Genomic DNA, 14,442 nt, shown 5'->3' with positions numbered 1-14,442 from the left:
GCGCCTGTGGGGGCCCCGAGGGCTCTCGTTGCGCCTGCGGGCATAGGCCGGGAAAGACCGGGTGCGTTGATGCGCCCGGTCGTTATCAACCAATTTTGTTGCATTCCAGTCTGTTTGCTCTTCTCGCGCGATCCGTAGTTCCGGCGGGTTCAAAGGCGCTATCTTCGTTGCGGAGTACTGGTCAAATCTTGTGTGGCGCAATCGCTCATCTCATGGCACATCCGCCCCCGAGAGGATTCGACTATGACGACGTATGCACCGGTCACCATCCAGCAGGCCCAGTTCCCGATCATCGAATCGTTCACCCACGACACCGTGACCAACCCGCACTGGCAACTGCTGGGCAGCGCGCGGCTGCACGACGGCAGCCTGGAACTCACCCCCAACGCCAATTCCCAGGCCGGGACGGCGTTCCTCGATCAGCCGTTCTCCTCCACGCTCGGGGTCACCATCGACTTCGACTACTCGTGTGAGGGAGGAGCCAGCCTCGGCGACGGCTTCAGCGTCTACGTGATCGACGGCGCGCACACCACCCAGCCCGGCGGTATCGGCGCCGCACTCGGCTACTCCATCACGAAAACGGGGTCGGGGCAGATCGTCGCGCCGGGCGTCACCGCCGGATTCGTCGGCGTCGGCTTCGACAACTACGGCAACTTCGCCACACCGCTGGCCGGTACCGGCGGCGGTACATCACGGTCCAACACGGTCGGGGTACGCGGAGCCGGCAATCTGCGGGAAGGGTTCAGGTGGCTCACCGGCGTTGCGGTGCCGGGCGGCTTCCGCGCGGATTGGGAGCGCGGCGCCCACATCCAGGTCTCCATCATCGGCGGCCGGCTGACCGTGCGCCACGCCGACAAAACCAACCCGAACGGCACCCTGCTGATCGACAACTTCGATCTCGCCGGCGCCGACGGCCAGCCACCGGTGCCCGAGACCTTCAAACTGGGTTTCGCCGCCGGGACCGGCGCCGCGACCGCCTACCACCGGATCCGCAACCTCAAGGTGACCCTGCCCGCGGAAATGCCTTTGGAGATCACCGGCCCGCAGGCAGCGCAGTCCGGACATCGGATCAGCTACCGCATCGGCGTGCAGAATCTCGGTCCCAACGACGCCCCCGACGCCGTGCTCGACGCCACTGTCCCGACAGAGCTGACCGATCTCGAAGTCACCTGCCAGGCCGAGAACGGGGCCGTCTGCGGCGCCGGTTCGGTCCGCGACGGCCTACACCTGCCGATCGACCTGCCCAAAGGCAGCAAAGCGACTATCACCCTGACCGGCACCATCGACCCCCAATTCGAGGGCCGACTCACCTGCACCAGCCTGATCACCTCACCGTCTCGCGCCAATACCGCCGAACGGCACTCCGGCTCGGTCACCACCGAGGTCGATCGGCCCCCGGTCACCGTCTCCCCTGTGATCGTCGGGCAGTGGCCCCAGACCTGGCCTGATGACGCGAAGGGCTGGGTCATCAGCTACGAACTCACTCTGGCCGCCCACGCCCAGCGGGTGGTGTGGTGGGAGATCGGTTTCGACGTCCCGCCACGAACCCGCATCAATCCCCAGCAAAGCCAGTGGTACCAGGTGATCAAGGACGGCACCGACGGATCGGTCGTCATCACCACACCCGATGACACCCACACCATCGAACCCGGCACACCCCTGACCGTCGCCGTGCAACTGCTCTACTCTTCCCAGCACGAGGCCGGGGACGGCGCCCTGCGCAACCTCCACGCCACCGAGATCACCCGCCCATAGCCCAAGCCCCGAACACTTCCACTCGAAGCCGGCGCCCGTCGAATCCTCGAAGGGGACTGCAGGAATGTGGTGAAACAGAGTCGAGCGGGCCGGGGCACGGTGTCGGGACTACTCCCAATCCGTACCCCGGACCTCTCGCCGAACCCCGCCCCCGCCGTACGCCCAGAAGCATCCGCCGCTGAGGACGCGCAGTTTCGGCTCCCAGCGACGCTCTGTGGCCAAGCCACAAAGCGGAACGATCCACCCGGCTGCTCCTCGGTTCGAGGGCACGCTGTCGGGAAAGGCGTGACCGGCCGCTGTACTGCCGAAATCTTCCGGTCTGGTTCGGCGGGATCAACCTGATTCACGAGTTTGCGGCCAGGTAGTTCCCAGATGCACGCGGGCGTCTCTCACCCGGACACCGATAGGTAGGTGGCTGCTCACGAAGACAGGTATACGCCCAGGTGCGATGACCGATGCGGGCCCGGTACCTATCCGATGAACATAGTTGCCCTGCAGCAAACACAACCCTTGGTGACAATACTGTGACCCGACCCCGCCCCCGACAACAGCGTCGGACAGGCCGACAACGAAGCCGGCCGCGCAGGCGGACACCACAACACCACGAACCAGAAACCCCTGCCTGATGTCCACTAATCCGTTCAGCATGTTCGGCCTGGTCGCCGCGCTCGACGACCGCAACATCCAAGCCCACCTCACCGGCACTGCCGAGGACTGCGCGGTCTGCGCCACCGTGTCCGGCCCGGAAACCACGTGTCCGGCCAGCCGCGTCGCCGAGATCACCCGCACCACCCAACGCCGCCTGACAGCCACCGAAATCGTCGACCACCTCGGCATGGCCAGCTCCATCGAGGCCTGATAGCAGCACAAACCAATGCCCGCCGGTTTCACTGCTCATCGACAGTTGTCGCGAACGTCCAGTTCAGCACCCTGACAGGCAATTCCGTCGAACTCCGGCGAATCCGACGTGTGGGTCCTGGTGGCCATCGGCATTCAGTGAGAACCGCTCGACGATCCGTAATCCAGCTATAGTTGATCGAGCAACTGTTGCGCAACCTAGGTTGGGGGCACTACGTTGCTGATGGCGTGCTGGAACCTCCACCCCCAAGGGGCCGGCAGACGCAAGACGGTCCGGTAGCCGCAAGGTCCCGGGCCGTCGTCCATTCCACACCCACGTTCGGTCACGTCACCGGGGTAGTAATCGCAGCAACTGCAACGCAGATGCGGGACTCGTCGAGTCGTATCCCGGATACGCCGATGGCTGTTCAGCCCTCGCCCCATACTGATAGCCATGGGGTATGAAGCCGTGCGGCCACATTCTCGTCGGGGACGGATAGGCGGAAACTACGTGCGCGGATCGGTCCGCGTCACCGACCGGCCCGCACCCTGGCACCGGAGCCGGTCCCCATACCATCTCGGCTACCGCAGTACCTCGCCCACGCCGATCCTGTGGGCTCTCGGGACGCTCATGGGCGGGGTGATCCTGCTGCTGGTCGTGGGGACCCTCACCCACCTGGGATCCCCGGCCAGGCCGGGCGAGACCGCCGTGGCGCCCTCCAGCGTCGCGCCCACGGGCCCGAGTGTCCAGCCGCCGTCGTGCTTCCCGTCTCAGGCACCGTGCTGACGCTGTCTGCGGTCCAGGGCCAACTGGGGTGGTCCTGGGGTCAGCAGGGCTGGGGGCTCGACATTTGCTACAGTCAGACCGAAGAGGGCGGGTCCGCTCCTCCTCGGTGAAGTTCGCCAAGTCCGCCACGGCCCAGGGCTGGTTGCGGTAGTCGATCCACTCGCCCGGCGCGGTCTCACACAGCATCGCCTCGCGCCACCGGGTCTTCTCCGCCTCGGGCAGGTTCGTGGCTTCCAGCTCACCCACCTTGTCCGCACGGCAGGTGATCCCCCACGAGATCTGCTTGGGTGCACCCGTGAGGTCCGGCCAGCCCGCCACCCGGGCAGCCGCGGCGTTGGCGGCGTTCACGCAGTTGTAGTCGCTCATGGAATCCGGGGTGCGCTCAGGTACCGACACCGATCCGGTCTCTCATGGCAGACTCAGTGGTCATGACCTCGGCCCTGTCGCAAACCTGCAGCGAGATTCGCCGGGCACTGGCCGCCGCGCTCGGCGTCGATCTCGATGTCTTCGACTATCCGATCCCGGACTACCTGTTCGAGCCCCACGACGATGACGACGGCGAGGACGACACCGCGGTCATGGTGTTCGACCTTCGCGATCTCGCGGACCAGAACGGTGTCGCGTGGCTCGCCTGGATCGACGGGCTCGGCTGGTTCCACACCGCCGCCGACGTCGGCGATGTGCTTATCGCCAGCGGCGCACGGACATTCGATCCGTACCGGTGGGATGCCCTGCCCGTCGAGCAGGTCGCCTCAGCCACCGAGGTAGCCGACGCGTGCGCGGCAGTCGTGACCGACACCGCGCGCCGCGAACAGAAACTGCAGTTGCTCGCGCGGACCTTGAAGCTCCAGCAACTCGGGCACACCTCGGCCGAGATCGCCACGATCGTCGGTGCGCCGATCGATGAGGTCGAACGGATACTCGCAACCGGACGCTGAGGCGCGGCTCTACATGCGGGGCGCCGTGCTGGTGTGAAGGCCCGCCCTCGGTGAGTGAGGAGGTTCAGGCGGGCCTGCCCATCACCGCGTGAAAGACCTGAATCACGTCGGGAGACACCCTGGGGGGACGACACCCCAAGACCCGCCCAAAGGATGGATTGAGTGAGCGGGACCCAGGGGTGTCTACGCCCCTCCGGGCGCTGTCACGATGACCGCAGGGACAATGCTCGTGACAGCCGCAGACACTACCGCCACACCCGCCCGGACACTCGGTACCGCAGTTCACGCGTGTCACGCCCGGCCCAGTAGCAGGCTGGTTTCGCTGACCGTGCGGAGGATGCTGCCCGACCGCAACGAGACCGATCGGTAGCTGGTGAACCAGGGCCGCCCCTGGGTCCCACCTGGATCCGGGTGTGGTCCCGCAGCCGGATAATTCACTGGCAACAGGCGGGGATGTCGCTCAGGAAGTGGTGCGGATCCACGGCCGAACAGGGGCGCAGCGCAAGCGAAACATCGTCAATCTAGTTGGGTCACCAGACTGCTCAACCGTGCCGGGGCAGTGCGGGCTCGTGCTATGCGTGGCCCGACAAGGCATTCGGCCTCAGCGAGGGGGTACCACGCGGCGGCGGTCACCTCGGACAGCTGAATATGCCCGATGTCAGCGTGCACCGTGGTGAAGCAGTACCCGATGTCGAGGTGATAGTGGGCCGGCTCATCTTTGGCCGGCCGAGCTGGAACCGGGCCGTATTCGATGTAGACGGGGTCAGGTGATGCTGGGACAACGGCGCTGGGATCAAGCCCGGTCTCCTCCGCCAGTTCGCGCACCGCCGCGTCGATCAGTGTGGCGTCAAATTGCTCGAGATGCCCTCCCGGTTGCAACAAAATTCCTCCATACGCCTTGTGGCGCACCAAGAGGACCTCGGCATGATGGCGGACCAACAGAGCGCCGACGGTCACGTGCATGGGGAAGGTCCGCCGTGAGGCGACATCCTGTCCGTGGCGCAGCAACTGCATCGGCTCGGACAGGTGCCCGGCCTCATCCGGGTGGTGCTTCAGGTAGGTGGCGAGCGTGCCCAAGATGTCGGAATCGCTAATCGCCATAGGTTGTCCTCCGTCGAAAGCGTGTGGCGAGCGGGAACGGCCGTACTCTACAGGCTGGGCCCGAGTCGGCATGAATATCGTGTGGTTCGAAAGTCTTGCCTCTCAATCCCTATCGCTATCCGAGGCGATGGCCAAACCGGGGACGTGTCGAATGTGGCGCAGCCGTCCTGAAAGTCACAAACGGGCAACGTTTCCCGCGTCCTCTGAGACAGTTGCCGCGTAGTTGGCAGTGGATCGGTCAGGTGCTCTCGTCCGGGAGACAGTGAGACAGAAGGCGGGCTGAGACATACGAACTGTTCCTAATGGTGGCCATGTCGAGCGAGACGAAACACCAGCCGAAGCCGCTGTGCGGGAAGTTCGGGAGGAGTCGGGGCTTGAGGTGCGGTTGCTGAGCGGGCTGCGGGCGCCGCTGCCGGCGGGATATCCGTTGCGGTTGATGCAGCAACCATGGTGGGTCACAGAGACTGCGGTGGCGGCTGACGATCACCGTGCTGAGCCCCATGTGCATGTCGACTACCAGTACTTGGCGGTCGCGGATTCCGTAGTGCCGGTGTGTGATCCGGCCCATCCCTTCGCCTGGTATAGCTTGGCGGAGTTGGCGGATCTGTCGATGTTCAACGACACGCGGATGCTGGCGACGATGCTCCTGCCCGATGTCGTGGCCGCGATCGAGACCGCAACCGGAGCGTCTCGTGGCGACACCGCCTGATGGTCTCGTCCTCGCCGCGCGTGCAGCTTGAATCCGTCTCGTCCAAGTACTGAACGAGACGCAAAAGGCGGTGTCGCGTAGGCGCAGATATTGACCTTGCTCCTCGAAACTCCAACATCGCGACGCCGATATCGGCTGGGAGCGCCATGTAGGGGATCTGTTGGCGTGCAGTACATTCAACGATCCGATCTACGATGCACGTCCCGAGATTGATGCGTTGCTGCGTCGGCATGACGATGACGTCGACGATCAACGCGTAGAGCGCGGCGCCTGAGACCCGCCCTATGCCCCGTGGCTGCACCGCCGCAGTCCGTGGTGAGACAGCGTCGTGGGGTCAGTTGCCGATGACGAAATCCACTAGGGCGTGGGCAGTTTCGCGCAGGCCGCTGGTCAGGACCGCGGTTTCGTACGCGGACCAGTCGGCCAGCTTCGAGGCGTCACGGTCGGCGCCCCGGGTTGTCATGCGGGCGCGGATCTGCTCGGTGGTGCTGTCCAGCCAGATCGTGATCGCTGGCAGCGACTGTGGCGCTGCGACCTGTTTCTTGAGGTGCTCGGTGAGTCGTTCCCTCGCATCGGCGGCGGTGCGGATGAGGCTCAGCAAGGGTGCGTCCACGATCACCGGAATGCGGGTGGCCACGGTCGTTGCCATGCGGATCAGGCCGTCGTAGACGTGTGGGGCGACAACCGACTTGTAGGCGTCGCTGTCGCGATCAACGGGGTTGCCAGTCAGCTGGGTCATCACCGCCGATTCCAGCCCCGGCGCGAAGGTGTCCTTGTCCAGCACTATCGCGTCGGTGGCTGCGGCCAGATACCGTGCGGCGGTAGATTTTCCGGACGCGGGAAACCCGCACAAGACGATCAATCCGGGCCCGTTCACGTGCCGGGCGCAATCGATCAACGCCTCCCTCGTCGGTGCCGACAGCGCAGTCGTTATCGCGCTGGCGTCGTCGCCACCGCAGGCGGCATGCACCGGCGTCGAGTCGTCGGTTCCGACCCCTCGCTCCGTGTGCGTTGCTTGGGGCCGGTTCGGCAGGACGGTGCCCGTGCCGTCCGAGGTTGGGCCGGGTAGCAACGGCGGCCGGGAGCCCTCGCCGGTTGCGGTGCGCCGCAGCCACTTGCGATCGAGTGCGCCCTGCAGGTCGGTACCTCGATGGTGGGCTAACAGGATCGTGTGGCCCAGCAAGTCGGCGATCTCATTGTCGACCGAATCATTCAGCTCCGCAGGCGATTTGCCACGAGAGCGTCCCTGCCCCGTGGCAGCGAGGAACTGCTGCACCAACTCCCCAGCCTCCTCGGCGATCTTCAGCACCAGCCACTCCGGTGTCCGCCGGAACCCGTGCCGCTGCGCGTACTGCCGAGATACCGCATCCAACTGCGCACCCAACACATCCCAATCCACGTCCTCACCCTCCCAACTCCGTCCTACAACCGGTCCACCATGGCGGATGTCCACCGCAAGAACTCACGGTCTCGACAGCCAACCGCCACCCGTACCGGCCGGCGAGCCACGCCCCCTCAGCAGCACCGATCAGCATCCGCCACGCAGTGCGGCCTCTCCCGAAGGCTACTGCGGTCCCGGCAACGGCCAGGACTTTCTGCTGGTTCGAGCGCGTGAGCACGGCCGCCGACCTCGTGACTGCATGCTCTCCACGGCAGTCATGGTCGTGCCCAAACGGGTGTACCGAGCCGCACACCCCGTTGGCCAGATACCCGAGATGCACGGTATTGCCGTCGCACAGGAAGGTGCCGGACGGAGAGCGCTGCCGTAGCAGTACGTGCAACCCACCGAACGCGTCTTCCGACGTGCGAATCCCGGGCTGCACCTCGATCTTGCGGACAGTGCCTCGATGTACCGCTATCACTGCGAGAACGTCGTGTGCGTCCAGTGTGAAAGTAATCCGGTCGACGGCCCGCTCATATCCTACGGTCCCTGCACGGAGACCGAAGCACGAAATCTCAAGCTACTGCACGACGATATGCGGTGATGGCACGCAGGCGGCGTCAGCCAGGAATCTGCGTGCGCGGCCGATCACCGCGGTTGGCTTGTCACGATCGACGAAAATCATTGTCGGACATCGAAATCCACACGGCATAACGCTCTGACCGCCGAGTAAAGATATACATGTATTCCATGGATGACTCCCTGCTTTCTGAAATACGTTCTCGCCCAGTGGAGAACGCTGATCTGTTCTGAATCCCCATCCACATCCTGGAGGCAAATCCTTATGGCCGAGGCCATCTGTCCCCCTGCACTGAAGCCCGGAGACCGTGTTGGCATCCTCGCCTCCTCGGCGCCGGAACCCTTCCTCGCCTCCTCGGCGCCGGAACCCTTCATCGACTCGGAGGGGTTCGAGCGCGGCCTGACCGCCCTCGAGTCCGCAGGCTTCGCAGTAGCGGTGGCAGAAACAGCGGTGCAGGAATTCGGCTACCGGGCCGTGCCCGAGGCGAACATCCTGACCGACCTGCACACCTTCGTCACCGACCCGACCATCAACGCCATCATCTTCGCCGGCGGCGGCAAGAACTCCAACCGGCTGCTGGGCGGCCTGGATTACAGCGCGCTGGCTCGGCAGCCGAAAGTCATTGTCGGCGTCAGCGATCCAACCGTGCTCCTCAATGCCATCACCGCCCGGACCGGGCTTGTCACCTTCCATGGTCCCTCTGTGGTCTGGGATTGGGGCAGCCCAGAACCGAACGACCTGACCGCTCGCCACTTCGCACGGATGGTCAGCGGCGTCGCGTATGCCGGTCGGCTGGAGGACGCGCCGCTTACCGCGCTGCGGCCTGGTCAGGCCGAAGGCCAGCTCGTGGCCGGGTGCCTGTCGGCGGTGCGCAACCTACTCGGCACGCCATACGAACCGAGTTGGGACGGCGCGATCTTCGCGTGGGAGGACATCAGCAAACCGATCGAACTGCTGGATGCGACCCTGACGCATTTTCGGGATCTGCGTGTACTGGAACGGATTTCCGGCATGGTGGTCGGTGAGCTGGTGAACTGTGAGGACTCACACGGTTGGGGGCTCACTGCAATGCTGCACGACCTGTGCGAGGACTACGGTTTCCCGATCCTGACCGGCCTGCCGTTCGGCCACACCAGCACCAAATACACCCTGCCCATTGGCGCACGGGCGCGCATCAACACCGACGACTCGACGCCGCTGCAGATCGTCGGTCCGTGGGTCAGCCAATGAACGAACACGACCAAACGGGGTAGCTCCATGACCGTTCTCACCAACACCGACCGCTGGCAGCATGGCCGGTTTCTTCACCACCACAAGTAGGTGCGCGAAATGGCCCTCCGCCGCCTGCTGTTCATTCAGGCTGTCCGGGATCCCTTGCGCTCCAAGGGCTACCAGGAGACGCCGGTGCCGGACGCGCGAGCTGGAAAGCGCCGACCGTGCGGCCGGAAACCTACGGCTGCGTATGTGCTGTGTGTTTCAGCAAGTCGAGTACCGTCTCGTGCAGGTGACCGTTGGTGAATACCGCGGCACCCGACCCGATTCGGCGCTTGCCCTGCAAGTCGCTGAATCGGCCTCCCGCTTCCTCGACGATCGGGACAGCGGCAGCGATGTCCCAGGGACCAGCGGCCAGATGAAGGAAGACGTCAGTTCGCCCGGCAGCGACGAGCATGGCGCCCTGGCAGGTGTCAGCCCAGCCGGTCAGCGGGCCGCCAGCGGCGCATCGGGCGAGAAACGCAGCGCCCATGGCAAGACGTTGAGCAGGCATTGTGGACCTGACGGGCCAAATCGCGGCGGTGGCATCGCTGAGCGTCCGGGTTGTCGTTACCGCGAGCCGTTCGCGGGGGCCGAGTTGCCCGGCTACGCAGGCACTGGTCCAGGCACCTGCATCTCGCGTCGCCCACCAACGGCGCCGCAGAGCTGGCGCCGAGATGATCCCGGTCAGTACCTCGCCGTTGTCCTCGATGCCGATCAACGTGCTCCATTGCGGCTTTCCAGCAGCGAAGTTGTCTGTGCCGTCGATAGGATCGACCACCCATCGGCGAGCGCTGTCCCCCTGCTGGCCGAACTCCTCACCGACAACGCAGTCGTGCGGACGGACATCGACGAGCCGACGGCGGATGGCTTGCTCCACCGCGCGGTCGGCGGCCGTGACCGGGCTGCCGTCGGCCTTGGTCTCAGCGGACAGGCGCCCCGATGAGAAATATCGCATGGAGATGTGATCGGCCGCGTCGGCGAGCTGATGGACAAGCGTCAGGTCATCGGGCGCCACCACAAGGATGAAATTCTAGACAGCAATAACCTGCCCGCGACCTGCGGCAGTACTGTCGCCGTGACCGATGGGAGCGTCGACATGACGGGCGCTACTCGCGCCGAACGGCCTCGGAAATGATGAGGGTCAACGATATCGGCCCACCGACTGTCGACACACCGACAGCAGCCCCGAAACGTTCGTCGGAATCGGGCTACAGGTGGATCGCAAGTGCCATTACGAAGCTTGCGGCATCGACGTCGCCAATCGGGCCGTCACCGATCTGGTGTTGCAGTTGGGCGCGACGGGGTTCTGCACGGATCGCCAGATGGCCAAGCTCTGCCGGGACCTCGCAGGATTGCTGTAGGCCGATGGCATCCCACGACCGCCTCTACCGTGCCGTCGACAAGCCGTGCACCGCCCACCCGGACATAACGACGAGCCCGCGGCGTGTCCTGCGGTCAGTGCCTGCGTCGGCATCAACACTATGCGAGCGGGGCGGAGTATCGGTCAGGCGATAGGCCGCCTCTGCTCGCACAGGACGATCCCGCCTTCGCGCACGGCATTCAGCGCGGCAGTGAAACGATCGATGAGTATCGGTTTCATCTTGCCCGCAAGCTCCTGGAGGGTGTAGAAGCCCGCTGAACGAATCTCGTTGGCATTCAGTGTCATCCGGGCAAGATCTCCTTCCGTGAGCACGCCGCCGTCGAAGACGAAGATCACCCCCTCGGGCCGCGAGTCCTGGGGACGGACATAATCCACCACCAGAAGCCTGCCGAGCCTGTAGTTCCACCCCAGTTCTTCGAGCAGTTCGCGCTCAGTTGCCGCCCAGGGCGCCTCATCCGCCTCGACCGAACCGCCCGGCATTTCCCAGTACTGCTTGTAGGACGGCTCGACCACGAGCACCCGGTCCGAGCTGTCCCGAAACAGCACCCCGGCGGCCATGCGTTTGCGCGGCAGTCCGGCTACGTACTGCTCGACCGGCTGTGTCCCGGTCACGGCGGGACCGTCGTGCGACGTCGTCACCTGCGACACCCTAACCGCTACATCCACCGTCGTTCGGGTTGCTGGTGACCTGGCCGGTTGCCCACTGCCGCATTCGCGGCTCGACTTCGTCGAAGAACAATGACTTGGAGCGGGTGTAGTCGTCGTAGTCGGGATCTGCCGCATGTTGAACGGCAAGCTCATACTTGAGTTCGGCGTAGCGCCGCGCCTGGTCCGGATGTGCACGCAGCCAATCCCGGACGAGAACAACGAAAGCGGCGAATGGAGAATCCCGCCGACGAATGTGCAGGATGGCCGACTGCTCCGGTGAATGGAACAACCGTTTTCCGTGCACTTCGGCGTGATCTTCGTCGCCTGGGCGCGGGATGTCGCGGTACACACCCGGCGAGTCGGGCCGCGCGCCCGACGCGGGCACGAAACCCGTGTGCGCCAGCAGCACTGCGAGCTCATCCAGTGGTAACAGGGCGGGCATACACACCTGTAGATCCACGATAGGTTTGGCGGCCAAGCCAGGCACTGCGGTCGAACCGATGTGCTCATAAACGAACACGTGAAGCCGTTTCTCGCACGCAGGTGCTCGGCACGACAGTTTGCCCTCAGCGAATTACGCTGCGACACAATCATATTGACCTGAACCAGTAGCATACGGCACGCCCGGGCGACCTCGCCACCAATCGATGGTTTGGCCTTCGGCCACGCCCAGTTCGTCGGTGTAACCGGATTGGAGCAGTTACCTCACCCGGCGAGCCAGCATGCTTGCTCGGCCCGGTTTGCTTGGCTACCAACGCAATCAACGCACCCGCATCCCATGTGGTCCAGGCGATAACATGGGAGTGATACAGGACCTCCCGCCGCAGCAACGCCCATGCTCGGCGGGCAGATCAGCCGAACTCAACGTCACCTGCTCGATATCCCTGATCTCGCCCTACCCGACCCCACAAAACCCGCTGGTTGGTCTCATTCGAGTCTGGCGGAATGACCTACTGAGTAATTGCGGCGATCGACGCTTCGATGGCTTCGAAGATGTGTGAATCAACTTTGCGCTGCCAGTCCGGCATGTCTTCCCAGTCGGCGATGTAGGACGGTTTCGGTTCGGGAAAGTGCTTATGGATCTGCCCGATCCAGCACAGGGCGACCCAGCGCCCCTTCTGCTCGGGCGAAAGTTTGGTGGCATTACCGTCGGTGACGGTAATGAACTCAGCGACCTGGTCGTACACTGCGATCGCGGCTGCCTGCTCCCATACGGGCATCTCTTCCCAGGACGCGATGTAGCCAGGCTTCGGTTCCCCTGGGTAGTGCTTGACGACACCAGCGATCCAAGCCGCACGAAAGACACGCCCACGGTCGATATCCTGCAACATTTCTCCTAAGCGGTTTCAGTGGAGTTGTAGTCCCGCGATTTGTTTGCTGACGTGATGTACGTGGCGATCGCGTTACCTGCCCGTGTTCGGGACGGTCGCTGCGAGCACCGCACCGATTTTCGTCGGCTACACATTGTCGGCGTCTACGAGCACCGCCACTGCGCCCGCTCCGTGGATGTGGACTTCGTCCAATCGCGGATCCGCCTCGTCAGCGTTCCCGCGACGATGCGGCCCCGCACACCCAGCCGGGCCGCGATGCCCTGGAAACGGTTGCCGCCTGTCCATCGCCTCGGTGACATCACTCATGCACGGTACCGCGCCGATGTGATCAACGACCCCGACATCGCTCAGATGTCGTCTGACTCGATGGCAGGGGGCGCGGCCCCGCGTGCGCGGGAAAGGTGCGATCGACGAGAGGAGTCGGAACTTGACAAAACCCCTTGTGTCTCCACGGGTTTCGCGACAGATGCCGACTCCCTATTCCGACGGAGCGGGACCCCGTCCCAGAGTTCCACTAGGCCGGCGCTCGGTTGTCGACCAGTCGGATGCCGCTGCGAGCAGCCGTTGCGACCAGGGCGGCGATATCGAATTGGTGCCAGGTCATCAGCCCGCCGACGAGCTGTTGCATCTCCCTGTCGCCTGGACGCCACGATTGATGTTGTACCGCTTGGCCTGCAGTTGACGGTCCCGCGTGGTCTGGAAGAATCGGTCTCATCACCCCGATCCGGCGGGAGGACGAGCCGATGAATCATTCGAGGGATAGCGCGGCAGATGCCCTCCACGAGAAGCTAGTCGCAGCCTATGGGCCCGACTTCAGCATCGACGACTTCCGGCCGGATCCGGACACCGCTCCGATGGAGCCACCGCCACCGCCACCGCCACCGCCACCGCTGCCGCAGGAGAACGCTGAACAGTTGCTGCGCGAGGCCCTGATCGGCGGAGAGAACAGCGGCGATCCGACACCGGTCGATTTCGACGCCTTCCTCGCCCGCAAGCGGGACCAGACCAGCGAGCAATGAGCGGCATCGACACTGGCGTGTTGGGTGGTCCCAGCGATAGCGGGCGTCGGCGGCTTGCACGTGGGCGGCCATGATCGCGGCAAGGGTTTCCGGCTCGGTGTCGCGGAAGGTCAGTTCGATAGCTCGTTTGTCCACGTCGATGCGGATCAGTACCGAGCCCCATACCGAAGCGTTGTCAACGGATCCGACGACGCCATCGACGTCGGGAAGATCGAGGTCATGCCGGTTGGTGAGCGGATCGCGCGCCCACGACGCCCGCATATGCAGCGGCTCATCTTCACTGATCGGTTCAAATCCGAACGGTCCGCGCTTCACCCCTCCCCAGTGAGAAAGTCATCGATCGCAGCGATGACGGCGGCGAGTTGTTCGTAGCTGGGAGGGTGCAGATCCGCACAACTCATTCGGGCACACCGCCAGATCGGGCAGATTCATGCGAACGGTCTGCTTCGGCGACCACGCCAGATTCGGGCGCTCGCACACGACATCGAGCCGTTGACCACCGATCCGGGTCCGCGGTCCGGCAACTCGATGGCTGGATGGCTCGGTCGTGAGGGCGGCGCGCCCGGCGACCGTTCAGTGTGTGTGTGGGAACTCCTCGCGATGCTGTCGCGGCTGGATCGTGCGCGGTGCCGGGATGCTGTGAGGCCCAGTCAAGTACATGTGGCCAGGTGTCACAGTACGCTGGCGTGGTTTGAGATGCTTTGAGGTGCGGGTCGCGTTT

General features: G+C 64.5%; 12 protein-coding genes. 6 read left to right on the top strand and 6 right to left on the bottom strand.

Annotation, left to right across the window (positions count from 1 at the left end):
• Nucleotides 1-243: 243 nt before the first annotated feature.
• From ACQP1G_RS37775 to ACQP1G_RS37765, 3 genes are all read left to right on the top strand, one after another.
• The gene (locus tag ACQP1G_RS37775) at nucleotides 244-1,755 is read left to right on the top strand and encodes a lectin-like domain-containing protein (protein WP_433194459.1); all 1,512 of its coding nucleotides are present in this window, start codon (nucleotides 244-246) and stop codon (nucleotides 1,753-1,755) included.
• A gap of 625 nt (nucleotides 1,756-2,380) precedes the next feature.
• Nucleotides 2,381-2,614, top strand: a complete 234-nt coding sequence (locus ACQP1G_RS37770) for a hypothetical protein (protein ID WP_433194458.1) — start codon at nucleotides 2,381-2,383, stop codon at nucleotides 2,612-2,614.
• A gap of 1,193 nt (nucleotides 2,615-3,807) precedes the next feature.
• Nucleotides 3,808-4,317 (top strand): hypothetical protein, encoded by a 510-nt coding sequence (locus ACQP1G_RS37765; RefSeq protein WP_433194457.1) that lies wholly within the window; start codon nucleotides 3,808-3,810, stop codon nucleotides 4,315-4,317.
• A 516-nt stretch (nucleotides 4,318-4,833) separates the two neighbouring features.
• On the opposite strand, the gene ACQP1G_RS37760 is transcribed toward ACQP1G_RS37765, so the two are convergent.
• Nucleotides 4,834-5,394, bottom strand: coding sequence for an NUDIX hydrolase (locus ACQP1G_RS37760; RefSeq protein WP_433194456.1), 561 nt, complete (start codon nucleotides 5,392-5,394; stop codon nucleotides 4,834-4,836).
• Nucleotides 5,395-5,704: 310 nt separating this feature from the next.
• Here ACQP1G_RS37760 and ACQP1G_RS37755 point away from each other — a divergent pair, with 310 nt between their 5' ends.
• A complete protein-coding gene (locus ACQP1G_RS37755) occupies nucleotides 5,705-6,127 on the top strand; it encodes an NUDIX domain-containing protein (protein ID WP_433209158.1) in 423 nt (140 codons plus the stop codon).
• A 334-nt stretch (nucleotides 6,128-6,461) separates the two neighbouring features.
• Here ACQP1G_RS37755 and ACQP1G_RS37750 read toward each other — a convergent pair whose 3' ends face one another.
• Nucleotides 6,462-7,526 carry an AAA family ATPase gene (locus ACQP1G_RS37750; protein WP_433194455.1) on the bottom strand — a complete coding sequence of 355 codons (1,065 nt, stop codon included), beginning with the start codon at nucleotides 7,524-7,526 and terminating at the stop codon, nucleotides 6,462-6,464.
• Nucleotides 7,527-8,352: 826 nt separating this feature from the next.
• On the opposite strand from ACQP1G_RS37750, the gene ACQP1G_RS37745 reads away from it, so the two are divergent.
• Nucleotides 8,353-9,318, top strand: coding sequence for a S66 peptidase family protein (locus ACQP1G_RS37745; RefSeq protein WP_433194454.1), 966 nt, complete (start codon nucleotides 8,353-8,355; stop codon nucleotides 9,316-9,318).
• Between the two features lie 220 nt (nucleotides 9,319-9,538).
• On the opposite strand, the gene ACQP1G_RS37740 is transcribed toward ACQP1G_RS37745, so the two are convergent.
• The 4 genes from ACQP1G_RS37740 to ACQP1G_RS37725 form a co-directional block, all read right to left on the bottom strand.
• A complete protein-coding gene (locus tag ACQP1G_RS37740) occupies nucleotides 9,539-10,357 on the bottom strand; it encodes an inositol monophosphatase family protein (protein WP_433194453.1) in 819 nt (272 codons plus the stop codon).
• A gap of 489 nt (nucleotides 10,358-10,846) precedes the next feature.
• Entirely contained in the window at nucleotides 10,847-11,362 is a 516-nt protein-coding gene (locus ACQP1G_RS37735) for an NUDIX domain-containing protein (RefSeq protein ID WP_433194452.1), read from the bottom strand.
• Nucleotides 11,363-11,372: 10 nt separating this feature from the next.
• On the bottom strand, nucleotides 11,373-11,891 hold the full coding sequence (locus ACQP1G_RS37730) for a GrpB family protein (protein WP_433194451.1): 519 nt from the start codon (nucleotides 11,889-11,891) through the stop codon (nucleotides 11,373-11,375).
• 430 nt (nucleotides 11,892-12,321) lie between these two features.
• Entirely contained in the window at nucleotides 12,322-12,702 is a 381-nt protein-coding gene (locus tag ACQP1G_RS37725) for a hypothetical protein (protein ID WP_433194450.1), read from the bottom strand.
• 743 nt (nucleotides 12,703-13,445) lie between these two features.
• Here ACQP1G_RS37725 and ACQP1G_RS37720 point away from each other — a divergent pair.
• On the top strand, nucleotides 13,446-13,721 hold the full coding sequence (locus ACQP1G_RS37720) for a type II toxin-antitoxin system ParD family antitoxin (protein ID WP_433194449.1): 276 nt from the start codon (nucleotides 13,446-13,448) through the stop codon (nucleotides 13,719-13,721).
• The last annotated feature ends 721 nt before the right edge of the window (nucleotides 13,722-14,442 follow it).

This window comes from Nocardia sp. CA-107356, assembly GCF_050946365.1.
Lineage (GTDB): Bacteria > Actinomycetota > Actinomycetes > Mycobacteriales > Mycobacteriaceae > Nocardia.
The sequence above is the reverse complement of the archived record's forward strand: the minus strand, read 5'-3'. Positions and strand labels throughout refer to the sequence as shown.

What these genes read in the sequence shown, in the direction of transcription:
- ACQP1G_RS37775 (WP_433194459.1), top strand. Translation starts at nt 244, where the DNA reads ATGACGACGTATGCACCGGTCACCATCCAGCAGGCCCAGTTCCCGATC.
- ACQP1G_RS37770 (WP_433194458.1), top strand. Translation starts at nt 2,381, where the DNA reads ATGTCCACTAATCCGTTCAGCATGTTCGGCCTGGTCGCCGCGCTCGAC.
- ACQP1G_RS37765 (WP_433194457.1), top strand. Translation starts at nt 3,808, where the DNA reads ATGACCTCGGCCCTGTCGCAAACCTGCAGCGAGATTCGCCGGGCACTG.
- ACQP1G_RS37745 (WP_433194454.1), top strand. Translation starts at nt 8,353, where the DNA reads ATGGCCGAGGCCATCTGTCCCCCTGCACTGAAGCCCGGAGACCGTGTT.
- ACQP1G_RS37725 (WP_433194450.1), bottom strand. Translation starts at nt 12,702, where the DNA reads ATGTTGCAGGATATCGACCGTGGGCGTGTCTTTCGTGCGGCTTGGATC.
- ACQP1G_RS37720 (WP_433194449.1), top strand. Translation starts at nt 13,446, where the DNA reads ATGAATCATTCGAGGGATAGCGCGGCAGATGCCCTCCACGAGAAGCTA.